19 protein-coding genes are annotated in these 23,300 nt (G+C 60.4%); 10 read left to right on the plus strand and 9 right to left on the minus strand.

Annotation, left to right across the window (positions count from 1 at the left end):
• Positions 1-13: 13 nt before the first annotated feature.
• Both HTT03_RS06285 and HTT03_RS06290 read right to left on the minus strand, forming a co-directional pair.
• The gene (locus HTT03_RS06285; RefSeq protein WP_174859199.1) at positions 14-1,798 is read right to left on the minus strand and encodes a GMC family oxidoreductase; all 1,785 of its coding nucleotides are present in this window, start codon (positions 1,796-1,798) and stop codon (positions 14-16) included.
• Positions 1,798-2,487 carry a gluconate 2-dehydrogenase subunit 3 family protein gene (locus tag HTT03_RS06290; RefSeq protein ID WP_174859026.1) on the minus strand — a complete coding sequence of 230 codons (690 nt, stop codon included), beginning with the start codon at positions 2,485-2,487 and terminating at the stop codon, positions 1,798-1,800. The genes HTT03_RS06285 and HTT03_RS06290 overlap by 1 nt, the downstream gene beginning before the upstream one ends.
• 130 nt (positions 2,488-2,617) lie before the next feature.
• Between HTT03_RS06290 and HTT03_RS06295 the strand changes: the two genes are divergently transcribed.
• The 4 genes from HTT03_RS06295 to HTT03_RS06310 all read left to right on the plus strand — a co-directional run bounded on the left by HTT03_RS06295 (position 2,618) and on the right by HTT03_RS06310 (position 7,245).
• A complete protein-coding gene (locus tag HTT03_RS06295; protein ID WP_174859027.1) occupies positions 2,618-3,634 on the plus strand; it encodes a sodium:calcium antiporter in 1,017 nt (338 codons plus the stop codon).
• Positions 3,635-3,726: 92 nt separating this feature from the next.
• Positions 3,727-4,494: a PRC-barrel domain-containing protein gene (locus HTT03_RS06300; protein WP_174859028.1), complete on the plus strand. Its 768-nt coding sequence runs from the start codon at positions 3,727-3,729 to the stop codon at positions 4,492-4,494.
• Between the two features lie 60 nt (positions 4,495-4,554).
• Positions 4,555-6,156, plus strand: a complete 1,602-nt coding sequence (locus HTT03_RS06305) for a sodium:solute symporter (protein ID WP_174859029.1) — start codon at positions 4,555-4,557, stop codon at positions 6,154-6,156.
• A gap of 3 nt (positions 6,157-6,159) precedes the next feature.
• Entirely contained in the window at positions 6,160-7,245 is a 1,086-nt protein-coding gene (locus HTT03_RS06310) for a mechanosensitive ion channel family protein (RefSeq protein ID WP_174859030.1), read from the plus strand.
• A gap of 146 nt (positions 7,246-7,391) precedes the next feature.
• Here the strand turns inward: HTT03_RS06310 and HTT03_RS06315 are convergent, their stop codons facing one another.
• The 6 genes from HTT03_RS06315 to HTT03_RS06340 all read right to left on the minus strand — a co-directional run bounded on the left by HTT03_RS06315 (position 7,392) and on the right by HTT03_RS06340 (position 14,224).
• Positions 7,392-8,090, minus strand: coding sequence for an RNA polymerase sigma factor (locus tag HTT03_RS06315; protein ID WP_174859031.1), 699 nt, complete (start codon positions 8,088-8,090; stop codon positions 7,392-7,394).
• The gene (locus tag HTT03_RS06320; RefSeq protein ID WP_174859032.1) at positions 8,087-8,617 is read right to left on the minus strand and encodes a plastocyanin/azurin family copper-binding protein; all 531 of its coding nucleotides are present in this window, start codon (positions 8,615-8,617) and stop codon (positions 8,087-8,089) included. Before HTT03_RS06320 ends, HTT03_RS06315 begins: the two co-directional genes overlap by 4 nt.
• Positions 8,614-9,033: a hypothetical protein gene (locus HTT03_RS06325; RefSeq protein ID WP_174859033.1), complete on the minus strand. Its 420-nt coding sequence runs from the start codon at positions 9,031-9,033 to the stop codon at positions 8,614-8,616. The genes HTT03_RS06320 and HTT03_RS06325 overlap by 4 nt, the downstream gene beginning before the upstream one ends.
• A 393-nt stretch (positions 9,034-9,426) precedes the next feature.
• On the minus strand, positions 9,427-12,468 hold the full coding sequence (locus tag HTT03_RS06330) for an efflux RND transporter permease subunit (protein ID WP_174859034.1): 3,042 nt from the start codon (positions 12,466-12,468) through the stop codon (positions 9,427-9,429).
• Positions 12,469-12,501: 33 nt separating this feature from the next.
• Positions 12,502-13,650 (minus strand): efflux RND transporter periplasmic adaptor subunit, encoded by a 1,149-nt coding sequence (locus HTT03_RS06335; RefSeq protein ID WP_174859035.1) that lies wholly within the window; start codon positions 13,648-13,650, stop codon positions 12,502-12,504.
• A complete protein-coding gene (locus HTT03_RS06340; RefSeq protein ID WP_174859036.1) occupies positions 13,637-14,224 on the minus strand; it encodes a TetR/AcrR family transcriptional regulator in 588 nt (195 codons plus the stop codon). Before HTT03_RS06340 ends, HTT03_RS06335 begins: the two co-directional genes overlap by 14 nt.
• A gap of 137 nt (positions 14,225-14,361) precedes the next feature.
• On the opposite strand from HTT03_RS06340, the gene HTT03_RS06345 reads away from it, so the two are divergent.
• Together HTT03_RS06345 and HTT03_RS06355 are read left to right on the plus strand one after the other, a co-directional pair.
• A complete protein-coding gene (locus HTT03_RS06345) occupies positions 14,362-15,060 on the plus strand; it encodes a GntR family transcriptional regulator (protein ID WP_174859037.1) in 699 nt (232 codons plus the stop codon).
• 213 nt (positions 15,061-15,273) lie between these two features.
• A complete protein-coding gene (locus tag HTT03_RS06355) occupies positions 15,274-16,236 on the plus strand; it encodes a dihydrodipicolinate synthase family protein (RefSeq protein WP_174859038.1) in 963 nt (320 codons plus the stop codon).
• 62 nt (positions 16,237-16,298) lie between these two features.
• Here the strand turns inward: HTT03_RS06355 and HTT03_RS06360 are convergent, their stop codons facing one another.
• Positions 16,299-17,327: an Ldh family oxidoreductase gene (locus HTT03_RS06360; protein ID WP_174859039.1), complete on the minus strand. Its 1,029-nt coding sequence runs from the start codon at positions 17,325-17,327 to the stop codon at positions 16,299-16,301.
• A 105-nt stretch (positions 17,328-17,432) separates the two neighbouring features.
• On the opposite strand from HTT03_RS06360, the gene HTT03_RS06365 reads away from it, so the two are divergent.
• The 4 genes from HTT03_RS06365 (at position 17,433) to lhpI (ending at position 23,118) form a co-directional block, all read left to right on the plus strand.
• The gene (locus HTT03_RS06365; protein ID WP_174859040.1) at positions 17,433-18,950 is read left to right on the plus strand and encodes an aldehyde dehydrogenase (NADP(+)); all 1,518 of its coding nucleotides are present in this window, start codon (positions 17,433-17,435) and stop codon (positions 18,948-18,950) included.
• 223 nt (positions 18,951-19,173) lie between these two features.
• On the plus strand, positions 19,174-20,397 hold the full coding sequence (locus tag HTT03_RS06370; protein WP_174859041.1) for an NAD(P)/FAD-dependent oxidoreductase: 1,224 nt from the start codon (positions 19,174-19,176) through the stop codon (positions 20,395-20,397).
• A gap of 8 nt (positions 20,398-20,405) precedes the next feature.
• Positions 20,406-21,407, plus strand: coding sequence for a 4-hydroxyproline epimerase (locus HTT03_RS06375; RefSeq protein WP_174859042.1), 1,002 nt, complete (start codon positions 20,406-20,408; stop codon positions 21,405-21,407).
• 16 nt (positions 21,408-21,423) lie between these two features.
• Positions 21,424-23,118 carry a cis-3-hydroxy-L-proline dehydratase gene (gene lhpI / locus HTT03_RS06380; RefSeq protein WP_174859043.1) on the plus strand — a complete coding sequence of 565 codons (1,695 nt, stop codon included), beginning with the start codon at positions 21,424-21,426 and terminating at the stop codon, positions 23,116-23,118.
• The last annotated feature ends 182 nt before the right edge of the window (positions 23,119-23,300 follow it).

The raw sequence follows: 23,300 nt of genomic DNA on the forward strand, positions 1-23,300 counted from the left end.
CTTTCGATCTGTCTTAGGCGTCCATCAAGGGGGCGGGGTTGGGCAGGTAGTCGCGTTTCATATGTTCCAGCGTCCAATAGGCGAGGCCCATCAGCGGCCCGGTCGGGTTGTAGCCAAGGTTTTGCGGGAAGAGACATGCGCCAAAGACGAAGACGTTGTGATGGTCCCACATCTGGCCATAGCGGTTGACCACGCTGGTCTCAGGGTCCGTGCCAATGACCGCACCGCCGACGTTATGGGTGGTTTGATAGGGGACGATGTCATAGTGCTTATCGACTGCGGCATTATTGGTGCCGCTGACGGAGGTCACATTGTCCATCTCCCGCGCGACATCCATCGCGCGTTGCATGACGTAGTCCGACATCTTGCGGTCGTTTTCGGGGAAGTCAAAGGTCATCCGCAGCAGCGGGCGGCCAAAGCTGTCGGTCCATGTGGGGTCGAGGTCGAGGTAGTTCTCAGGCGTCGAGACCGAGGAGCCATGCACCACCAGATCAGCATGGTGGTTGTAGTTCTCGCGCACCGCTTGCTTCCATTCCGCGCCCCATTTCGGCGTGCCTTCGGGGACCGGTTGATAGCCGATGGGGCGGCCATGGTACTGCTTGCAGGCGATATAGCCGCCGCCGACGAAGCCCAGATCGCTATGATCGAAATTGTCGCCATTGTAATCGTCGATTACCACGCCAAGCGCACCCGCGCCCATATAGGGGTCTGTCTCCACGCTCTTGTCGAAAAAGGCATCAACCCCGGCGACGGTCTGATAGCTGTAGTTGCGGCCCACTACGCCGGTGCGGGTTTCGGGATCATAAGGTTTGCCCAAGCCGGAAACGAGCATCAGATGCACGTTCCAGAGAGCATAGGCGTTCATGCAGATCGTGTCAGCGGGCTGGAACACTTCCTCGCCGTTCGCATCCAGATAGATCGCGCCTGTGGCGGTCTTGCCGTCTTCGCTCTTCTCGATCCGCAGCACTTGGGCATCGAAGCGGATTTCAAAGTTCTCATGGTCTTTGATCTGGTCATAGACACAGATGATCGGGTCGGCCTTGGCGTAATAGCCGCAGCCAAAACGCTCGCAAAAACCGCAATAGGTGCAAGGGTGTAGCTGCGCTCCATAGGGGTTTTCATAGGCTTTCGTCACATTGGCGGAGGGCATGGGGAATGGGTTCAGACCCATGCGCGCGGCGGCTTCGCCAAAGAGCGTGTTGGATATTGGCTGGCGCATCGGCGGGTTGGGGTAATCCGCGCTACGCGGCCCTTCAAAGACATTACCACCGGCGCGGGCTTCACCGCCAAGGTTGCCCGCAAAACCGGCAGCGCCACAAATGCGCTCAAAAAAATCGAGATGCGGTTCAAGCTCTTCATAGGTCACGCCCCAGTCCTGCACGCTAAGCTCTGGGCCGATAAAATCTTTGCCATAGCGGTCTTCGTAATGGCTGCGCATTTGCAGGTCTGAGGGCAGAGGCCGCCAGATTTGCCCGTTCCAATGAATGCCCGCACCTCCAAGGCCAGAGCCGGGGAGAAACGACCCCAATCGCCGCATCGGCAGCGCCTGCTGGTCCCGGTTGTTGCGGATGGTGAGGGTCTCTTTCTTGACGTCCATCATATGCGAATACCGATGGGCGTATTTTAACTCGTCATGTTCCTCGGGCGCGCCAAAGGAGGTTGCCGTGTGCCGTTTCTTGCCGCGTTCCAGCACCACGCAGCGTTGTCCGGCATGGGTCAACTCATAGGCAGCGGTCAGGCCCGTCCAGCCGCCGCCAATGATCAAAACATCGGTCTTGGGGAGCTTTCTTGGCGCCATCAATCAGACCCTCCGCCAATCGCACGGGGCGGGTAGGGCGTACCGCCTCTGTCATGGGCGATGCCGCGCGGGGGCGGCGTGACAGAGCGTTTGTCTGCGTCAACACGCTCGGTATAGTAGGCGTGCGCACCCGGAAAGCCGACCATGCGCCAACCCGCGTAGTCGTGATTGCCCAAGTAGATTGGATCGGCGAAATACCCCTGTTTCGTCAGCTTCCACAGTTCCGCGATCAACGTGCCGACGATATCGTCGCGTTCTGACATCTGCTCAACGTGATCCGCCCGCGCCGTGGCGTCCATAGTGGCGATGTCACCCAACTGACCTGCCTGCTCGATCCCCTGCCGCAAAAGCTGTGCGGGGGTGAACTTAAGCTGATAGCCCTGTTCTGGGACGGCACCGGAGGGGAAGGGCGGGTCAAGGTACAGACCTTCGCCTGCGCCGTAAGCTGTGGCCATCTGAAAATCGATGAAATCCACGACACCTGCTTGCGAGGCGGACGGGAAGTCGTCCTGCGGGATGAACACATCTGCGACGGCGGCGATCCACTGGGCTTCGGCATCGGTAAAGAAGGACCACGGCCTATCGTCTTGGGCAGCAAAGGCGTGGGAGACGGGAAGTCCGGCACCTGCAACACCGGCACCAAGTGCGATTTGGGCTAAAATAGCTCGTCGAGAATAGAGCTTTGCCATGAAATAAGGCTCCGCTTGAAAATAGGTCTATCATCACCCCAACGGTAAACTTCCTGTGTGGTTCCGGAACTTTTTAAATCTTTTGGCCTGCTTGCGTGAACGTATTAAGCCGGCCGCGCGTTGGCTGATCATGTTTGCAAGCCTTTCTACCCCGATCCTTTTCGCGCTTGGCGGTCTTGCCGGGCTCATCATTCTTGTGACCGGCTACCGTATGACGGGGCTGAGCGACCAGATTGCGGACCGCACCGGCTGGGGCGAGGCACTGGTCGGCGCGGCGCTGCTGGGGGCGGCGACCTCCATGTCCGGCACGGTCGTTTCACTGACCTCGGCGTTGGATGGGCGGGCGTCATTGGCCTTTTCGAATGGCATCGGTGGCATCGCGGCGCAGACAGCGTTTCTGGCCTTGGCCGATATGATCTATCGACGCGCCAATCTGGAACATGCGGCAGCCGATCTGGCGAATGTCTTTCAGGCGGGGCTTTTGCTGCTGCTGCTGACAGTGCCGCTGATGGCCTTCACCGCGCCGGAAGTTGCCTTTTTGGGCATCCATCCGGCCAGCATCGCGCTGTTTGCGCTTTACGCCTACGGGATGCGCGCGACGGCCCGATTGCGCGAAGAGCCGATGTGGCACCCGGTATCCACCCCTGACACCCGCGCGGATGAGCCTGAAGATGACGAAGAGGCCGCAAAACCCGTCGGCGCTTTGGTCGTGCCGTTTCTGATCTTGCTGGTGTTGATGGGCCTCTCCGGTTTCGCCGTGGCACGGATTGCGGCGGAAATCTCGGACCGGTTTAACCTTTCCGATACCGTGGTGGGTGCGACGATGACGGCGGTGCTTACGTCTCTGCCAGAGCTTGTCACCACATTGGTCGCGGTACGGCGCGGGGCGCTGCAATTGGCCGTGGGCGGGATCATCGGCGGTAATACGTTCGACACGCTGTTTCTCACCTTGTCGGATATCGGCTATCGCAACGGCTCGCTCTATCACGCGATCACTGCGGATGACCTGTTCTGGCTTACCGTGGCAATGATGATGACGGCGATTCTGATCCTCGGGCTGATATTCCGGCAGCGCAAAGGGATCGGTTGGGAGAGTATTGGTCTCTTGGTGATCTACGCAGGCGCGCTTGCGGTGCAGGTTTTGTAAATTCAAATAACAAGGGAACCATCTCATCAAAATCCCGTTACTCCTGTGATGCTACCGGCTTTGCCCGACCGAATTTTCAGCAGGAGACAGTCATGAGAAACGCGCCGCTTCTAGCAATTACGCTGATTGGCAGCCTCGCCGCCACGGCACTGCGATCCGAGACTGAAACACCGATGTTCATTCCCCAAGACACGATGATCGCCTTGTCGAGCCTGAATGGTCACAAGCTGTTCTTGCCCGCAAAGGATGAGCCGATGGGCGAGATCGACCTCGAAGAATTGAAAGAGCCCATGGAAGGCTGGACCATGGCCGGGCAAATCTCCGAAGTGGTCATCAGCCGCGATGGGACATTGCGCGGCATCATCGTCGATGCGGGCGGGTTTCTGGGCAAGGGGGCCACGCGGGTGCTGTCTCTCGACGACTTGCGTTTCCTGCCGGACGCGGATGAAGAGAACGAGTTCTTCCTGCTCTATACCGGGCAGAAAGAAGACCTGAAGGCCGCCCCGGAATACAACGAAGACGACGTGCGTCTGCGCGCCGCCGATATGCGCGAAGGCGGCGAAAAGATCGAGATCGTTAAATTGAGCGATCTGGATTCCGAAGAATTCTTCGGGCTCGCGGCCTTTGGCCAGAACGACAACTGGATTGGTGAGATTTCGCAGGTCACCTTTAGCGAAGATGGCCAGATCAAAATGGTGATCCTCGACATCGGCGGCTTCCTTGGCTTGGGCGAAACACAGGTCGCCGTGCCGCTGGATATGATCGAAATGCGCCGTTTGGGCGGGGACGACCTGCGGGCCTATGTCTCTGCGACCGAGAAGGAATTGCAGGAAATGGAACCTTGGGAAGAGGAAGACTGAGCCACTGGCCGTGCGGGCCAATCTCGGAATTAGGCGCAAAGAATATTTTAGGAGAGCATGATGGAGAGCGCGAAATTTGATCTACACCTGATCGACTATGCGATTGTGGTGGCTTATTTTATCGGTGTCGTCGCCCATGGCATTTACGTTTCGCGCAAACAATCCGGCGGGTCCGAGGATTACTTCCTCGCCGGTCGGTCACTGCCTTGGTATCTGATCGGTTTCTCGCTTTTCGCCTCCAACATGTCCGGCTCCAGCTTTGTGGGGTTGATGGGCGGGGCCTATGCGAATGGCGTCGTGATTTTCAACTATGAATGGACCGCCGCGCTGGTCTTGATCCTATTCGCGATCTTCATTCTGCCGTCCTACCTGCGGGCGAAAATCTCGACCGTGCCGGGCTTTTTGGAAGAACGCTATGACGTTCGTTCACGCCGGGCGTTTTCGCTTTTCACCATCCTCGCCATCATGTTCATCGACACCGCCGGGGCGCTTTATGCGGGCGGCTTGGTGATTTCGAACGTCACCGGCTATCTGAACCTTTGGACCGCCGTTGCGATGCTGGCCTTGGTCGCGGGCATCTACACCATTCTGGGCGGGCTTTCGGCGGTGGTTGTCACCGACACGGTGCAGGCGATCTTGCTCATCATCGGGGCCGCGGCCCTGTTCTGGATTGGGCTTGATGAGATCGGCGGCTGGAAAGAACTGTTCACCGGCACGCCCGAAGAGATGACCCATATGATCCTGCCGGCGGATGATGATTTCCTACCGTGGACGGGGCTGTTGGGCGTTATCCTGCTGGGCTTTTACTATTGGACGATCAACCAGTTCGTCGTTCAGAGAACATTAGGCGCAAAGGACCTGAAGGAAGGGCAGATCGGTGCCATTTTCGCCGGTTTTCTGAAGCTGCCGAACATCTTTCTGATGGTCCTGCCGGGGGTGATCGCGCTCAAGCTCTACCCCGACCTTGAAACACCTGACCTTGCCTTTCCCACGCTGGCGTTCGAGCTGATGCCCATCGGCGTGCGCGGGTTGATCATGGCGGCGCTGATCGCGGCGATCATGTCCTCGCTCGACTCCGCGTTGAACTCCGCTTCAACCTTGGTAGTGAAAGACTTTGCCGAACCGATATTCAACGTGAGTGAGGACCGTCAGGTTTGGATGGGCAAGCTGGTCACTGCGGCCGTCATGGTTTTTGGCGCGATCTATGCGCCAATGATTGCCGGGTTTGAAAGCTTGTTCAGCTATTTCCAATCCTCGCTGTCCTATATCGTGCCAACCATCGTGGTGGTCTATATCCTTGGCCTGATGTTCAAGCGGTTGAACGGCAATGGCGCGTTCTGGACGATCATGTTCGGCCTGATCATCGGCATTCCGCTTTTCGTCCTGAAGGAAGTGACGAATTACTGGGTCTATATGGGGCTGCCGGAAATTCACTATACAGTGATGTCGTCGATCATGATGACCATCGGGATCATCCTGCATTTCGGTATTTCCTACGCCACCTCGCCGAAGGAAAAAGAGAATATCGAAGACCTTGTGTGGCAGGGCGAAGAGGCCAAGGAGATCTTCACCCAGTGGGAGAAACCGCTTTGGCAGGACCGCACCCTTTGGGCCGGACTGCTTGTCGTGGCCACCTTGGCGATGGTGGTTTGGTGGGCCTGAACCATGGAGACGCTGGACCGAATAGCATCGGATGTTTTAGCGCGACTTGATGCCGCGCCGGAGTTCGTCAGTCCCTTGCTTGCAGTGCTTCTGGCCTGCGCGGCGGGGCTGGCGGTCCATTGGATCGGATACCGCATTCTCGACCGCGTAATCTCGGAAAAGAACATCACCGGGCGGTCCCTCCTGCGTCGCGCGCGCAGGCCGCTGCGCCTTGCCGCCGTGGTCGCGGCGCTGGCTTGGGTCTTGCCGAATGTGCGGCTCTACGGCTGGCAAGACGGCGCGGCGCATCTGTTTCTCGTCCTACTGATTATTCTTGTCGGTTGGACGCTGATCCTTCTGACCAATCATTTCGCAGAACGGTCCGTGCGTCGGCATCGGCTGGATGTCGAAGACAACCTCTCGGCGCGAAAATTCGTGACCCAAGCGCGGGTGTTGCGCCGAACCGTGACCATCATATTGGGTATCTTCACGGCAGCGGGGGTCTTGTTGACCTTTGAAAGCGTGCAGAAATACGGCGCGGGGCTGTTTGCCTCGGCCGGGGCGGCAGGTCTGGTCGTTGGGCTCGCGGCGCGTCCGGTGCTGACCAACCTGATCGCGGGGCTACAGATCGCCATCACCCAGCCGATCAGGCTCGAAGACGTCGTAATCGTCGAGGATGAATGGGGCTGGATCGAAGAGATTTTCGCCACCTATGTCGTCGTGCGTCTGTGGGATTGGCGGCGGATGGTGGTGCCGCTGTCCTATTTCATAGAGAAACCGTTCCAGAATTGGACCCGCGAAAGCGCGTCGATCATCGGCACGGTGTTTTGGTATCTCGATTATACGGTGCCAATCGACAAGATGCGCACCAAGCTTGAGGAATTGGCCAAAGCTTCGCCCCTTTGGGACGGGCAGGTGGTCAACCTTCAGGTCTCTGAGACCGAGAAAGACAGTATTGCGGTGCGCGGTCTGGTTAGTGCCCGGACCTCTCCGCAGGCATGGGATCTGCGCTGTGAGATCCGTGAGAAAATGATCGACTGGCTGCAAAAAGAGCATCCTCAAGCGCTGCCGCGTCTGCGCGGGAATATGGAGGTCCGCAGCAGTGGTTGAGGGGAGCGGAGGTTCTTACTGCGTGCGTCGAAAGCCAGAGTACCCTCGTTTTATCTAAAAACACCCGCGCTGTCGAATGCCCACTGGCATGATGTTGAAAAGCGACTTTTTGCCCCCAAGACGCTGCATGGTTGCCCGTCACCTTCTTAAGACCGATTAAGACCCGCCACCACTCGATCTGCCATGCCTGCGCAGCGGGCGCCATCGAACGGGAAAATCGCATCGAACCCGCCGTGGATACGTTCTTCGAGCGTCGTGCGTAGTCGGCGTCGCGCACGAAACAGCCGCGTTTTTACAGTGATCGGATTGAGCGACAGATGGCGGGCGATGGCGCGTACGCTCATGTTCTCGGCCTCTCGCATCAGAAAGGGCAGTCGCAGATCAGACGGCAGTTGTGCGACCGTGCTTTCCAAAAGAGCGCGGATCTGTGTGCGTCCAAGCGCGGCTTCGGGCATGTTGGTCTCTTGCCCCGGAAAGGCGAGGACGGACTCGGTCGCGTTTCTGGGTTCGGTCACGGTATCATATTCCTCTTGCGGTCGGGCGGAGCGCAGTCTCATCCGCGCGGTGTTGATCGCGATGCGAATGATCCACGTCGAAAAACGCGCCTCGGCTCGGAAGGTGTCCAAATGGGTGAAGGCTTTGAGATAGCTTTCCTGCACGACCTCTTCCGCATCTGCATCGGTAAACACAATGCCTCGCGCGATCCGGAATAGGCGCGGGTTCATGCGCCGGATCAACTCACGGATGGCGGCTTCCTCACCAAGTTTGGCACGGGTCACAAGCTCTGCTTCTGCTGTGGTTGGCTCTGGCGTAGCAACGGTCTTATATCCCGGCTGAGCAGTCACATCGCATCCTCCCGGCTGATCTGTCCTTGGTTCAAGATATCTTCGACGGAGGGCAGCGCACCCAAGACCGCTTCGCTTACATCACTGGTGTCGCGGCTCGGTCCTTCCCAACCGGGGTCTCTGGGCGTTCCAACGACGATGCGCCCGACCATACCGGCCATTTCATGCGGGATGCAAAAATAGTCGTAGACGCCCGGCTCCGACAACACGACCTCATAACTATCGTTAGGCAGCAGGAAGTCGCTATCCCATGCCGTGGCGGTCTTCGGTATTCGGCGGGCGCGGTCAAAATTATCGGGGTGATAGGCCGTGGCGGTGTGGCTGTTGCCCCGATCACGGTTGATAAACCGAACCGTCGTGCCGCGTGCGACCGCAAGGCCATGAGGGCGGAACCAAACCTGCTCACCTCGGCCAGTCCCGCGCATTTCAACCTCCCTTAACGGTGCGGCACAAAGGATCGCAGGCTGCATAAGGGTGACCAAGGCGCCACCCCCCATTTGCAGCAGCTGTCGGCGCAGATAGGTCATTGCGCCAACCGCCCTTTGGCCTCTTCATCGTGATAGAGCACAACATGCGCATGCGGCACCTCCACACCTGGATGACCAGCATTGTAGTAAACATCGACCGAAGTGACCTCATGCATCCCAAGGTGCAGGTCATTATACGCCGTTCCCTCGGCAAGCGCGTCGAGCGGTGTCATATAGACTGTCGCAGAGAGGCGGCCATCGTGATCATAGGCCAGGAATGGTCCGGCGGGCAATGTTTCTGGGTCCACGAAGAGTGTGCCGAGACCGGGCAGGAACTCAGGCAGAGGCAGGACGTCGCTGACCTGTACATAGGGCTCATTCGGAGGTGATTGTTTGACAGCCTCGGTGTCGTGGGCAAAGGCGAGGCTGGCGGACATGGCGGTCAGGGCTGCAGGGAGCAATAAGGATCTTAACATCTCATTTCCTTTCGGTGTCATGAACAGCGCCTTTTGGCGGCGCTCAGATCCTTAGATGCAGCTTACAGAGAAAGGTTCCCGCGAATTTGAGTTTTGGGCCGATCGCCTTTGGTGCATCGGGTGGTTGTGATGCAGTGGCGCGGGATTTGCGATGTTGCGCATCGGCCTCACGGGGTAGGGCAGCAGCGCAATCGGGGGTTGGTAAGGCTTTAAGCGCGCAAAAGAGGGCAGGAGCCCTCCCTTTGACTACGATTAAGCTGCAGGAGCTCTCCCTTTGGCCACGATTAAGCCGCAGGCGCGGAAGGTTGGCGAAATGAGCACGGATCATGTAAGGCCATAGCCCGCGTCCGTGCTCAGATCGCGCAAACCTACCCGCCCTTCAACCGCTAAACCCTATTTCGCCCGAATGCGAAACAAGAGCGCATAAAGCACCGGAACGGCAAGCAGGGTGAGCACTGACGCATAGGCCAGCCCGCCCATGATCGTCACCGCCATAGATGCGAAAAACGCATCCGGCAGAAGGGGGATCATCCCAAAGATTGTCGTGCCAGCGGCAAGGACCACAGGCCGCAAACGGCTGACCGAACCGTCCACGATGGCCTTGTAATCCGGCACACCGTCCGCGCGTTGCTGGTCGATTTCCTCCACCAGAACGATCGCGTTTTTCATCAGCATACCGGAGAGCGAGAGGAAGCCCAGCAGCGCGGTAAAGGTGAACGGCAACCCAGTGAACAAGAGCCCCAGAACCATGCCCGTGACAGACATCGGCACAACAAGCCAAAGTATCAGGGGCTGACGGATTTTGTTGAACATCAAGATCGAGATTGTCAGCATCACGAGGAAACCAAGCGGCAGCTGTTTGCCAAGACTTGCTTGCGCGTCTTTTGCGCTTTCAAACTCACCGCCCCATTCCATCGCATAACCGTCGGGCAGTGTGATCGCCTCGACCTGCGACCGCACACTGCGGAAGGCCTCATCCGCGGTCAGGTCATCGCGCGCGCCGCCAAGGACAGAGATCGTCCGCTCCCGGTTTCGCCTGTGGATCAGCGCTTCGACCAGACGGGTCTCAAACCGCTCAACCAAATTGGTAATCGGAACATAGGCACCAGCCCCGTCAGACCAGACGGACAGGTCGCGCAATCGGTCAACCCCATCACGCTCGGCTTCAGGCAGGCGCAGCCGGATCGGTATGACTTCGTCATCTTCCCGCAGATCACCGACCTGCAGACCCGAGGTGCCATATTTCACGGTATCTGCAATTGCGCTTCGCGTTGTACCGGCCAGCCGCATCCGGGATTCGTCGACCACGGGTTCGACAAGGATTTCCCGCTGGCGCCAGTCTGTACGCGGGTTGGTGATGGTGCCTGCTTGCGCGTAGACCTCCATCGCCTCATCCGCAAGCTGTCGCAGGACCACCGGATCAGGCCCCGAGAACCGCACTGCGACATCAGCCCCCGAGGGAGGGCCGAAAACGATCTGCTCAACCCGAACGAGCGCGTGTGGGAACTGCGCTGGCAGAACCCCGTTAAGCCGGTCCGCGATGGAAGGGATCACTTCGGCATCGTCCACCCGAACAATGAGTTGCCCATAGCTGGAGTCCGCCTGCTCTGGGTTATAGGTCAGCATGAAACGGCTCGCGCCGCGCCCGACCAGTGTGGTCAGACCGGTCACGTTTTCCTCGGCCAGAAGGATCTTTTCAAGCCGCGCCATCTCGGCGTCTGTGACGTTGATATCGGTGCCTTGCGGCATCTGGACTTGGACGTAGAAAAGCGGCGTGTTCGACGCGGGAAAGAACGCCTGTTTGACCTGCCCAAAGGCCATGACGGACCAGACCGTGATCCCCAAGATCGCCACCACGACAAGCACCCGCATCCGCAGCGCCAGCCAAAGGAACCCGCGGTAGGCACCGTAAAGCGCCCCACCGTAGGGGTCGTCTGACGCGTTTTTCGGCGCTTTGAGCAACAACCGCCCCAAATAGGGCGTGACCGAGACAGCAAGCGCCCAGCTGAGCAGCAAAGAGATCGCGATCACCGCAAAAAGCGAGAACAGGAATTCACCGGTCGCATCCGGCGACAAGCCGATGCCGGAAAACGCCATGATCCCAATGACCGTGGCCCCCAGCAGAGGGACAGAGGTGGCCGTTTCGGTTTCTGCAGCGGCGTCTTCCGCGCTCTTGCCGCGTGCCATGCCGATGACCATGCCTTCGGTGATGACGATGGCATTGTCGACCAGCATCCCCATGGCAATGATCAAAGCGCCAAGGCTGATGCGTTCCATCGCGATGCCGAAAGCGGACATGAAAAACAGCGTTGAGAAAACCGTCAGACCCAGGGTCGCGCCCACCACCAGACCGGCGCGCCAGCCCATGGTGAGCATCAAGGCTGCAACAACGATGCCCACAGACTGCGCGAGGCTGACGAGAAAGCTCGACACCGCTTGATCGACAACGCGATGTTGCTCGTAGACCGGGATGACCTCCACCCCGACAGGCAGTTGCGCTTTCAACCCCTCCAGCCGGGCCGAGACCGCGTCTCCGACCTCGACCACGTTGCGATCCGTGAGGGCGGACACACCAAGGGTAAAGGCGCTTACACCGTTCTGCCGGATGATCTGGCTGGGCTGTTCGGCTTCTTCGCGCGTGACGCGGGCGATGTCGGAGATGGCGATCTGCCCCACCTGTCCTGCAAGCCCGATGCGCAGTTCTTCAATCCCCTCTGGACTGACATAGCCCGGAGGCACCGACAGGCCGATCCGCGCTGGCCCTTCGGTGATTTCGCCATTGGTGAAAACTTGGTTTTCGTCCGCAAGAATGCCCAAAATCTGGTTTGGCGGCAGGCCCAGTTCCGTGAGGCGCGACGATGACACGGAGATGTCGATCACCTCCTCGGTAAGCCCTTGGACCTCCACCTTGGCCACCCCATCGACGGTGACCAGCCCAAGCCGCAAGGTCTTGGCCAAATCACGCTGTTCGGTAGGGCTGAGCCCCTCTGTCGTGACGGCGTAGAACATGCCGTAGACATCGCCAAAATCGTCATTAATGATCGGCGGGCGTGCGCCGGCGGGGAGCTTGCCCTGCACGTCTCTGATCCGTCTGCGCATCTCGTCCCAGACCTGCGGAATTTCATCCGGGCCATAGGTCATCTCAATTTCGACGGTGATCTGCGCCATACCGGGCATGGACTTGGATTCCACCCGGTCGAGTTGCTTCATCTGCTGAAGCGCGTTCTCAACAACATCGGACACTTCCTCCTCGACCTCGACCGCAGTCGCGCCGGGGTAGGGCACAAAGACCAGTGCCGTTTTTAGGGTGAAATTGGGGTCTTCGAGCCGACCGACCGTATTCAAACCCCAGTAGCCGCCCAACAGGCAGAAGATAATCGCGAGCCAAACCGCGACAGGACGTTTGATGCTCGCGCGTGAGATGCTGATTGCCATAGGTCTATCCAAGTCCCGCTAAATATTACGGGATCAACGCCCCGAGGCTGTCACAGTCTGATTGTCGCTCAACCGCCACCAGCCGCCAGAAACGACCAGTTCGCCCGCCTCAAGACCGTCCAGAACGATAAAGTTGTCGCCAACGGGCAGGCCAAGTCGGATCGTTCTGCGTGTGACTTTTCCTGACGCCTCATCATAGACCCATGCAGACGGATCAGTTCGGCTTGTCGTATCCACCGCCGAGACGGGGATAATGACGGAGAGTTCCGGGTTATCGACAGAGGTGGTTGAGATGCGCACATCCGCTGTCATTCCGGGTAGGATGCGCGGGTCGACCTCGCCCGAAATCGCAAACTCCACGTCATAGGTCTGCGCGGTTGGGTCAGCGTCCGTCGCGAAAGACCGCAGGACGAGCGGCGCGGTATAGCCCGGCACCGCAGGAAAGGACGCGACAATTTCAAAGGCGTCAGGCGTCGAGCGCCCGACGGCGGCGAGTTCTTCGGACATGGAGGTCAAAACCCGCATCTCGCTAACGTCCTGCAAGCGCGCCACGGGCGCGGCAGAGGTCACGTTGACGTATTCCTCAACAAAGGTTCGCGCGACGATCGCGTCGAAAGGCGCGATAATCTGGGTCTGGTCATAGCGCCGCTTGGCCTCGCGGCGTGACACATCGGCCTGTGCGAACTGCGCGCGTGCCGCGTCGAGCCGTGCGTCCGCAGCAACCCCCCGTTCGGCAAGGCTCGTCGCCCGCTTCATTTCCGAATTGGCCAGGTCGTAAGACGCCTGCGCCCGGTCGACTGCCAATTCGAAATCGGTCTGGTCTAGCTGGGCAATCAAATCGCCCTTTGCCACCTTCGAGCCCGGCTTCACCTGAATAGAAATGATCTGCCCTGGCACCTGAAAGGCAATATCGACAGTCCGGAGGGGTTTGACACGCCCCGCCATGGACCGGGACTGGGTGACCCTGCGGCTGACCACTTCGGTCACTTCGACAGTCACGGGCTGGCTGAATTGCGCGCTGTTCGCGTCTGCCGCGTTCTCCGGTGCGGCGGAGGTGTCCGTCTGCGCCCAAAGGCCGCCCAACGGCCCCGGCAAAACGCCTGCGGCAAGGGTCATCGCGGTGGCAAGCGCGGTTGCAGTCGCCAGTCGTTTCCAGCGTCGGTTCGTTTTATTCAAGTTCATCAATCATTGTCCTTAGCCGCTCGACCACGCGTTCTCGTACCTGTGCGCCACCGTCTGGCAGTTTTAGTAAGTCTTGGAACCGCAGACCTTGCAGAGCAAGGACAACGATCATCGCGGTTGCAGGGTCCTGTGTCTCTGAAAGGATGAGGTCTATCTGATCCGATAGCTCGGCACGCAGCGGATCGAGCAACTGGGGGTCTGATGCCGCCGCTGCGAGGATCGCCATGGCCAGGTCCACATCGGCTTTCTGCATCTGAAGCATCGTTTCCAACTGCCCCCGCAAGATACGCGAGGGCAGGTCATGGGGCAGTGTTTCACTTAACGCGCGATGGGAGGTCAGCATTTGATCCAACAACCCAGAGAGCAGCGCTTTCTTGCTTGGAAAGTTGTAAAGCACGCCGCCTTTGCTGAGCCCGGATTCACGGGCCACCGCATCAATTGTTATCTTCCCCGCCCCGTCACGCGCCGCAATTGCGCGCGCGGCCTCAAGTATTCTCAGGGACGCGTTTTGAGACCCGGCTGATGGCTTGACGTTTTTCACACTGTACCGTCTGGTCGGTTTAGATTCTGGCATCTCTTAGGTCGCCACACTGTTTGGGTCAAGTGCGTGTTATCTGGCGCGGGCCAGCACGCTGTCTTGCGCATGGGGCAACATTGTAGTTTCGCCGCCCAGCGGATAGATCTTGAGGGTCTAGTTCCCAAGGGTTTCACATGAGCAGCAAAGCAAAATCATCAGAGCGCAAGCGGGGCTCTGGGGCGCAATATGTCTATTCGGTCTTGCGCGATGATATCCTTGATCTGACCTTGGCGCCCGGCAGTCCGATCGACGAAATTCGTCTGTCTGAGCGGCTGTCCATGTCGCGCACGCCGATCCGGGAGGCTTTGGTGCGGCTGGCGAGTGAAGGGCTGGTGACGACCTTGCCCAATCGCTCGACCGTCGTGTCCAACATCGACTTTATTAACCTTCACACCTTCTTTGACGCGATGACCTTGATGTACCGCGTCACCACACGGCTGGCCGCACAGTTTCACACGCAAGCGGATCTGGCGGCGATCCGGCTGCGGCAGCAGGATTTCGCAGCAGCGGTGGAGGCGCAGGACGCCTTGGCGATGATTGCCACCAACCGCGAGTTCCACGCAGAAGTGGCGCGGGCTGGCCGGAACCCTTACTACGAGTCGCTTTGCCTGCGGCTATTAGACGAAGGGCGGCGGTTGCTGCGGTTGTACTATCAGTCCTTCGATGACCAACTGCCGCGCGAATATGTTGAGGAACATGAGCACCTTATCGCGACGCTAGAAGCTCGCGACGTTGAGAAGGCGGATGCGCTGGCCAAGACCCATGCGGACCAGATTGTTCACCAGATACAGGCGCTTATCGCGCAGGATCGACGCCAGCATATCGACCTTTAAGCATTGCCTAACGGCCCATGAGGGTGCAACCCGGCGGTGGCTCAGAGAGGTCTGAGTTGGACTCGCAAGCGCAGGGCGTGCTCTTGGTCGTTGAGGGCGGTGGGAATTTTCACGGCTTATTTTTTTGTCGACAAGTAAAATACAATGAGTAAGATAAGCTCAACGCCGAAGCACAAACTCCTGCTGCGTTCGGTTTCTATGATGGAGCACCCTATGACCTCGACGATCTTTTCCGGCTGTATTCCAGCCTTGATGACCCCCTGCACCGCCGACCGTAAGCCTGACTTTGACGCGCTGGTGCGTATGGGCAAAAAGCTTATCTCCGACGGGATGAGCGCGGTGGTTTATTGCGGCTCGATGGGCGATTGGCCGCTTTTGACCGATGCGGAGCGAATGGAAGGCGTTGAGCGTCTGGTTGAAGCAGGCGTGCCGGTCGTTGTCGGCACCGGCGCGGTGAACACCAAACTGGCGGCCGAACACGCAGCACATGCGCAAAAGGTTGGCGCAAAGGGGCTGATGCTGATCCCGCGCATCCTGTCGCGCGGCTCTTCGGTGGCGGCTCAGAAAGACCATTTTAAAACGGTACTGTCCGCCGCGCCTGACCTGCCTGCGGTGATCTACAACAGCCCCTATTACGGCTTTGCCACCCGCGCGGATCTGTTCTTTGCCCTGCGCGCGGAACATTCGAACCTTGTCGGGTTCAAGGAATTCGGCGGCGCGGAAGATCTGCGCTACGCGGCGGAGAACATCACCAGCCAAGACGACGACATCACATTGATGATCGGCGTGGACACGACCGTGTACTACGGTTTCGTCAATTGCGGGGCCACGGGCGCGATCACCGGGATCGGCAATGTGCTGCCGCGCGAAGTGCTGCATCTCGTGGCCTTGAGCCAAGCAGCAGCAGCGGGTGATGCGGAAGCACGCCAGCGGGCGCAAGAGCTTGACGCGGCGCTTGGGGTTCTGTCCTCCTTCGATGAGGGGCCGGATCTGGTGCTCTATTATAAGCATCTGATGGTGCTGGAAGGCCATGCGGAATATGGGCTGCATTTTAACGAAACCGATGCGCTCTCCGACAGCCAGCGCGGCTATGCCGAAGCGCAGTACAAGCTGTTCCGCAGCTGGTACGCGGATTGGTCCAAGCAGGGCGGCGCGGTGGCCAAATACGCGGCCTGATTGACCCTTCGACGTCTCCCCGTCGGACCGGCCCACCGCTGATGCGGTGGGCCTTTTCTTTGTCAGACCGCTTCGAGCCCTTGGGCCAGCAGCCGGTCAAGGCTTTCCTTTTCCGCCGTGGTGAGCGGAATACCCTCTGCGCGGGTCTCGGCGCGGGCCTTAAAGCGGCGTTGCGAGGGCAGTCTTGCGCCTTGGCCGAGGATCGCTTCGAAAAGCTGTTCGGCGCGGGCCATCGGATCACCGGGGCGACCAGCGGCGAAACGGGCGGGATCAAAGGCGATGATTAACTCGCCATGGGCAGGCGCGAGGCTGAGCGTGCCAAGCGCGTCGCGGGCCTCTGGGCTGGTCAGGTCGCCGATCATCACCGCTGCCAGCAGTTCGATCATCGTTGATATGGCCGAGCCCTTATGGCTGCCGAAGGGCAACATCGCCCCGGCAAGCGCGGCTTCGGGATCGGTGGTTGGGGTCCCATCGGGTGCAATCGCCCAGCCTTCGGGCAGGAGGGTGCCAGCGCGGCGGTGCAATTCAATCTCGCCCCGCGCTGCAACGCTGGTGGCGAAGTCAAAGACGTACGGGTTAGCGTCCCCGCGTGGCCAGCCAAAGGCAAAGGGGTTGGTCCCCATTAGCGGCTCGGTCCCGCCAGACGGCGCAACGCTGGCATAGCTAGGACACATGGCCATTGCCGCCAGCCCCATGTCGGTCAGGGTTTCGATCTCGGGCCAGAGCGCGGCGAAATGGGTGCAATCGTTGATCACCATCGCCGCGATCCCAGTGGCACGGCAGCGCTCGGCCAGCACAGGCGCGCCCGCCTCGAACGCCGCGTTGGAGAACCCGCTGCCCGCGTTGACCCGCACGATGGCGCTGTCGTCAGAGGTCACTTGCGGCACCGCGTCAGGCACCACTTTGCCCGCCTTGATGGTGCGCAGGCAGCCTTCGATCCGGTAAATGCCGTGCGATTTGCAGGCGTCACCTTCGCCCGCCACGATCACCCGAGCCAGCGCTCCCGCATGCAATGGGGTGAGGCCGCCAGTCTCGAAAATACGCCTGACAATGTCTTGAAGTTCTTCATGGGTGAATGTTGTATCTGCCATCTGGTTCCTCGTCAGCTTGGGTTGTAATTTTGCATACATACTGTATCCAATGACCCAAGGACGCAAGCTGGCACCATGCCGCACTCTCACACGAAAGGATTCCCTATGGCCTTCACCCCCCACGGCAAACATCTGATCGCTGGCGACTGGATCGCTACAGACGACCGCTTTAACTCCAGCCCTGCGCACGGCCCGGCGCATGAGTTCTCGGTCGGCACCGTCGATCTGGTGGATCAAGCCTGTGAAGCGGCAGAGGCGGCCTTTTGGGACTATGGCTATTCCAGCCGCGCGACGCGGGCGAAATTCCTTAACACCATCGCGGATGAGATCGACGCCCGCGGAGCAGAGATCACCGAGATCGGCAGTCAGGAAAGCGGCCTGCCGGAAGCGCGGCTTGAAGGGGAGCGGGGCCGGACCGTGGGGCAGCTTCGCCTGTTTGCTGCGCATATCGAAAAGGGTGATTACCTCGACCGCCGTTTCGATGCGGCGATGCCCGAGCGTCAGCCCGCCCCACGTCCGGCGATCACGATGGTGCAACGCCCCATCGGCCCTGTGGCCGTCTTTGGCGCGTCGAACTTCCCGCTCGCCTTTTCCGTTGCAGGGGGCGATACGGCAGCGGCGCTGGCGGCAGGTTGCCCGGTGGTGGTCAAAGGTCACTCCGCCCATCCCGGCACCGGAGAGATCGTCGCCGAAGCGATCCATGCAGCGGTTAAAAGCTGCGGCATGCCGCGCGGAGTGTTTTCGCTGATCCAAGGCGGCAACCGCGCTGTCGGACAGGCCGTGGTGCAACACCCGCTGATCAAAGCCGTGGGCTTCACGGGGTCTCTCGCCGGGGGCCGGGCGCTCTTTGACCTCTGCGCGGCACGGCCAGAGCCGATCCCTTTCTTTGGCGAATTGGGCTCGGTCAACCCGATGTTCATGCTGCCCGCCGCAATGGAAGCCCGCGCCGAGGAGCTGGGCAAAGGCTGGGCCGCGTCGCTGACCATGGGGGCGGGGCAGTTCTGCACCAATCCCGGCATCGCGGTGGTGATCGATGGCGCAAGTGCCGACAGTTTCGTACAAAGCGCCGCCACGGCGCTCAAGGACGTGGCCGAACAGGTCATGCTGACAGATGGCATCGCGCAGGCCTATTGCTCTGGCCGCGACAAGTTCAAAGCCGATCCGAGCCTGCGCCAGGTGCATGTGGCAGACAGCACAGGCCGCACCGCCGCACCGGCCTTGTTCGAGACAACCGGGGCGGAATTCAAAGCCAACCCGGCGCTGCATGAAGAGGTCTTTGGCCCGCTAGGATTGGTGGTGCGTGTGGCTTCGGTCGACGAGATGCGCGCGCTGGCGGTTGAGCTTGATGGGCAGTTGACCATCACCTTGCACATGGACGACGCGGATCTTGAGGCTGCGCAGACGTTGTTGCCAGTGCTAGAGCGCAAGGCAGGGCGTTTGCTGGCCAATGGGTTCCCGACAGGCGTTGAGGTGGTGGATTCGATGGTCCACGGCGGGCCTTACCCGGCCAGCACCAACTTCGGCGCGACAAGCGTTGGCACCCTGTCGATCCGGCGTTTCCTGCGGCCTGTGGCCTATCAGAACCTGCCAGAGGCATTGCTGCCAGAAGACGCAAGCAAGTAAAGCGATCTGAGGTAGAGCCGGGCTGCGCGCTCGGCTCTACCTGCTCAACACCGCCGCAGATGCGGCGAATTCTCATTGTATTCTATCACGATCCGCTGTTCTTTTCCCCCAAACTGGAGCCGGGTTCAGGACCGGGGAAAAGGGGCCAAAAGGGGATGTCTATGCATTTGTTAAGCCTTCAGGCACCAGCCATAGCCCACCATCTTTCTTCGGGTTTCCGCTGATGCAGCAGTCTCCGGTCACGGTGGTCGGCGCAGGTGTGGTGGGGCTGTCCATCGCGCTGGCGCTTCAGGCGCGCGGGCTGGCCGTGCAGGTGATCGACCGCGAAGGTCCAGCGGCAGGGGCGTCGGCGGGCAATGCGGGCGCTTTTGCCTTTTCTGAGATTTTGCCGCTCGCCTCGCCACGCATGATCCGGCAGGCGCCGAAGTGGCTCCTTGATCCCTTGGGGCCGTTGACGGTGCCGCCGCGTTATGCTGCCCGCATCGCGCCGTGGATGTGGCGCTTTTGGAAAGCCAGTTGGCCTGCACAGGTCCGCGCCTCAACCGTGGCACAGACCGCGCTGATGAAGCTATCGCAGGCCGCACTTGATCCGCATCTCGCGCAAAATGGCCTGACCCATATGTTGCGCCATGACGGGCAGTTGCAGGTCTATGAAAGTGAGGCCGAGTTCCGTGCGTCCTTGCCCGGCTGGCAGGCGCGGGAAGAGGCGGGGATCGCGTTTACGCATTTGAAGGGCGATGAGATCGCGGCCTATCAACCCGGCCTTGCGCCTACGTTCACCCATGCGACCTTCACACCTGAATGGCAGTCCATATCCGACCCACGCGACTATGTGCTGGCGATGGCCGAACGCTTCCGCGCAGGAGGTGGTGAGATCATCATCGCCCGCGCTGACCGTCTGGTCGCAGGCGGGGTTGAGACCTCAACGGGCATGATACCGGGGCGTGTGGTGCTGGCCGCGGGCGCACATTCGCACCATCTGGCGAGGACCGCGGGCGTGAAAATTCCGTTGGAGACCGAGCGGGGCTATAATACCACGCTGCCCGTAAGTGCCTTTGACCTGCACCGCCAAGTCACTTTCGGCGGCCATGGGTTCGTCATCAGTAAGATCGGCAACGGCCTGCGCATTGGCGGCGCGGTGGAACTGGGCGGGCTCGACTTGCCGCCGAACTTTGCCCGCGCCGATGCGATGCTGAAAAAGGCCAAACGTTTCCTGCCGGGGCTCGACACTTCGGGCGGCACACAGTGGATGGGCTTCCGCCCCTCGCTGCCTGACAGCCTGCCTGCTATCGGCGCATTGCCGGGCCGTCCCGATATCATCTGCGCCTTTGGGCATGGGCATCTGGGCCTGACCCAATCCGCGGGCACCGCCGCCATTATCGCTGATTTGATGACCGGCCAAGACCCCGGCATCGACCTCACCCCCTTCTCCCCTGCGCGCTTTTAGAGGCTGACATGACGCAACACACATTTCCCTGTATCGATGGCCATACCTGCGGCAACCCGGTGCGGCTCGTCACCGGCGGCGCGCCCCTGTTGAAAGGGGCCAATATGCTGGAGAAACGGGCGCATTTTCTGGCCGAATACGATTGGATCCGCACCGGTCTGATGTTTGAGCCGCGTGGCCATGACCAGATGTCTGGCGCGATCCTCTATCCTCCAACGCGCGATGACTGCGACATTGCGGTGCTGTTTATCGAGACTTCGGGCTGCCTGCCGATGTGCGGCCATGGCACCATCGGCACCGTCACCATCGCGCTGGAAAACGGGCTGGTTACCCCCGCCACCCCCGGCCAGTTGCGGTTAGAGACCCCCGCCGGGCGGGTCGATGTGACCTACCGCCAAGAGGGACGTTTCGTTGAAGAAGTGCGCCTGACCAATGTGCCGGCCTTCCTTCATGCCGAAGGGATGACAGCGGAGGTCGAAGGTTTGGGCGAAGTGGTCGTCGACGTGGCCTATGGTGGGAACTTCTATGCCATTGTCGAGCCGCAGAAGACCTTCCGCGATATGGCAGATTTCTCGGTTTCAGAGCTGGTTGGGCTGAGCCCGAAACTCCGCGCCGCACTCAACGCGAAATACGAGTTCATTCACCCCGACCACCCCGCAATCAATGGGCTGAGCCACATCCTCTGGACCGGTGCCGCGCAAGCTCCCGAAGCTCATGCCCGCAACGCAGTGTTCTATGGCGATAAGGCGATTGACCGTTCGCCCTGCGGCACCGGCACCTCGGCACGGATGGCGCAACTTGCGGCCAAGGGGAAGCTGGAGGTCGGCGCCGACTTCGTCCATGAATCCATCATCGGCTCGATGTTCAAAGGCCGCGTCGAAGCGGCAGCAGAGGTGGCGGGCAAGCCTGCGATCATCCCCTCTATCGCCGGTTGGGCGCGGGTGACGGGCTTCAATACGATCTTCATTGATGAGCGTGACCCCTTTGCCCATGGTTTTGTCGTCACCTGACTGAAAAGGGCCGCCCATGGCGCAGATCATCGTCCCTGCTGAAGCGCATGGCCCTGTGCTGGCCTCGCCCGAAGGGGTGAGCTTTTGGGGCGGTGTCGATCCGGCCAGTGGCAAGGTCATTGACGCGCATCACCCGCTCTGCGGTCAGTCGCTGGCGGGGAAGGTCGTGCTGATGCCCACCAGCCGCGGCTCTTGTACCGGCAGTGGCGTCTTGCTGGAACTGGCGCTGAACGGTCATGCCCCTGCCGCCTTGGTTTTTCGTGAGGCTGAGGACATCCTAACCTTGGGGGCTTTGATCGCGGGCGAGATGTTTGACAAGCCGCTGGCGGTGCTGCGGCTTGGGGCAAAGGACTACGACCGGCTTGCCAAGGCGCGCAGCGCACGGATCATGCCAAAGATGATCAGCACCGATGCCTGGGACTTGCCCCTTTCCGATAGGCCCGCCCGCGAGTTGCATCTCACCGCCGAGGATCAGGCCATGCTTGATGGCGCCGAAGGACCGGCAGTGCAACTGGCGATGGAGATCATTTGCACCATGGCGGGCGGGCAGGGGGCCGAGAGGCTGGTCGACGTGACGCGCGTGCATATCGACGGGTGCATCTACGCGAGCCCCGCCAACCTGGTTCTTGCCCAGACCATGGCCGACATGGGGTCGCAGGTGCGGGTGCCGACCACGATGAACGCGATCTCGGTCGATCACGGCAACTGGCGCGCACAGGGCGTGCCGCCTGACTTCGGTCTGCCAGCGAGCCGTTTGGCCGATGCTTATGTCACCATGGGGGCAGAGCCCAGTTTCACCTGCGCGCCCTACCAACTGCCTGCGCCGCCCAAGCGTGGTGAGGTCATCGCCTGGTCTGAATCCAACGCGGTGATCTATGCCAATAGCGTGCTTGGCGCACGCACGGTGAAACATCCTGATTTCTTTGACCTGTGCGTTGCGCTGACTGGACGGGCACCGCTGTCGGGGGTTTACCTTGACGCCCACCGTGCCCCGCGCCGGGTGATCGAGGTGGTCCTCCCCGCGCAATATGACGAGGCGATCTGGCCGATGCTGGGTTGGCTCGCAGGACAGGCAGCCCCCGACCGGATACCGGTGCTGCACGGGTTGGAGAATACCGCGCCGAGCGAGGACGATCTGAAAGGGCTTTGCGCCGCCTTTGGCACCACCTCCGCTGCGCCGATGTTACATGTGGCCGGGATCACCCCTGAAACCGATCTCGCGCCTGTGGCAGAGGCCGACACGCTGCGCATCACGCCTGACGATCTGGCCCGTGTCTGGCGGCAGTTCAACGCTGGGGTGGCAAAGGTTGATCTCATCGCCTTTGGCAGTCCGCATTTTTCGCACGCTGAATGTCGCGCCTTGGATGCCGCTCTGGCCGGGCGGCGGTGTCATCCTGATACGGCGGTTATTGTGACGCTCGGGCGCGATACACTGAAAGCTGCCCGCGCAGACGGCACAGTGGCGCGGCTTGAGGCATCAGGGGTGCGGGTCGTGCCTGACATTTGCTGGTGTTCGATCTCGGAGCCGGTCTTTCCGCCCGCGGCAAAGGTGCTGATGACCAACTCCGGCAAATACGCCCATTACGCGCCCGGCCTATCCGGCCGTGCGGTGCGGTTTGGCAGCATTGCAGACTGCGTGGAGGCCGCTGTGACCGGGCAGGCAGCGGGGGATTTGCCTGCATGGCTGGCTGAAGAAACTTCGCGGCCTTGAATGGGGGTAGGGCTGCAGGACCGTCTGCGCTCCGTGGTCCCATTGACATGAAGGGGCCAGCTAAGAATTCGCTGCACGAGACTTAGGCAAAGCCACGTTGAATCTGCGGTCTCCCTATCGCGGGACGCAAAACCTGACGTGCTAGAGACGACGATTGCGAGCGAAGTAGGCGCGCCCAAGAC

The sequence above is a fragment of the Sulfitobacter maritimus genome, assembly GCF_013346665.1.
Taxonomy (GTDB): domain Bacteria; phylum Pseudomonadota; class Alphaproteobacteria; order Rhodobacterales; family Rhodobacteraceae; genus Sulfitobacter; species Sulfitobacter maritimus.

Bases quoted from the DNA above. Each gene is read 5' to 3' on its own strand.
- HTT03_RS06285 (WP_174859199.1), bottom strand. From the start codon at position 1,798: ATGGCGCCAAGAAAGCTCCCCAAGACCGATGTTTTGATCATTGGCGGC.
- HTT03_RS06290 (WP_174859026.1), bottom strand. From the start codon at position 2,487: ATGGCAAAGCTCTATTCTCGACGAGCTATTTTAGCCCAAATCGCACTT.
- HTT03_RS06295 (WP_174859027.1), top strand. From the start codon at position 2,618: ATGTTTGCAAGCCTTTCTACCCCGATCCTTTTCGCGCTTGGCGGTCTT.
- HTT03_RS06300 (WP_174859028.1), top strand. From the start codon at position 3,727: ATGAGAAACGCGCCGCTTCTAGCAATTACGCTGATTGGCAGCCTCGCC.
- HTT03_RS06305 (WP_174859029.1), top strand. From the start codon at position 4,555: ATGGAGAGCGCGAAATTTGATCTACACCTGATCGACTATGCGATTGTG.
- HTT03_RS06310 (WP_174859030.1), top strand. From the start codon at position 6,160: ATGGAGACGCTGGACCGAATAGCATCGGATGTTTTAGCGCGACTTGAT.
- HTT03_RS06320 (WP_174859032.1), bottom strand. From the start codon at position 8,617: ATGACCTATCTGCGCCGACAGCTGCTGCAAATGGGGGGTGGCGCCTTG.
- HTT03_RS06325 (WP_174859033.1), bottom strand. From the start codon at position 9,033: ATGTTAAGATCCTTATTGCTCCCTGCAGCCCTGACCGCCATGTCCGCC.
- HTT03_RS06330 (WP_174859034.1), bottom strand. From the start codon at position 12,468: ATGGCAATCAGCATCTCACGCGCGAGCATCAAACGTCCTGTCGCGGTT.
- HTT03_RS06335 (WP_174859035.1), bottom strand. From the start codon at position 13,650: ATGAACTTGAATAAAACGAACCGACGCTGGAAACGACTGGCGACTGCA.
- HTT03_RS06340 (WP_174859036.1), bottom strand. From the start codon at position 14,224: ATGCCAGAATCTAAACCGACCAGACGGTACAGTGTGAAAAACGTCAAG.
- HTT03_RS06345 (WP_174859037.1), top strand. From the start codon at position 14,362: ATGAGCAGCAAAGCAAAATCATCAGAGCGCAAGCGGGGCTCTGGGGCG.
- HTT03_RS06355 (WP_174859038.1), top strand. From the start codon at position 15,274: ATGACCTCGACGATCTTTTCCGGCTGTATTCCAGCCTTGATGACCCCC.
- HTT03_RS06360 (WP_174859039.1), bottom strand. From the start codon at position 17,327: ATGGCAGATACAACATTCACCCATGAAGAACTTCAAGACATTGTCAGG.
- HTT03_RS06365 (WP_174859040.1), top strand. From the start codon at position 17,433: ATGGCCTTCACCCCCCACGGCAAACATCTGATCGCTGGCGACTGGATC.
- HTT03_RS06370 (WP_174859041.1), top strand. From the start codon at position 19,174: ATGCAGCAGTCTCCGGTCACGGTGGTCGGCGCAGGTGTGGTGGGGCTG.
- HTT03_RS06375 (WP_174859042.1), top strand. From the start codon at position 20,406: ATGACGCAACACACATTTCCCTGTATCGATGGCCATACCTGCGGCAAC.
- lhpI (WP_174859043.1), top strand. From the start codon at position 21,424: ATGGCGCAGATCATCGTCCCTGCTGAAGCGCATGGCCCTGTGCTGGCC.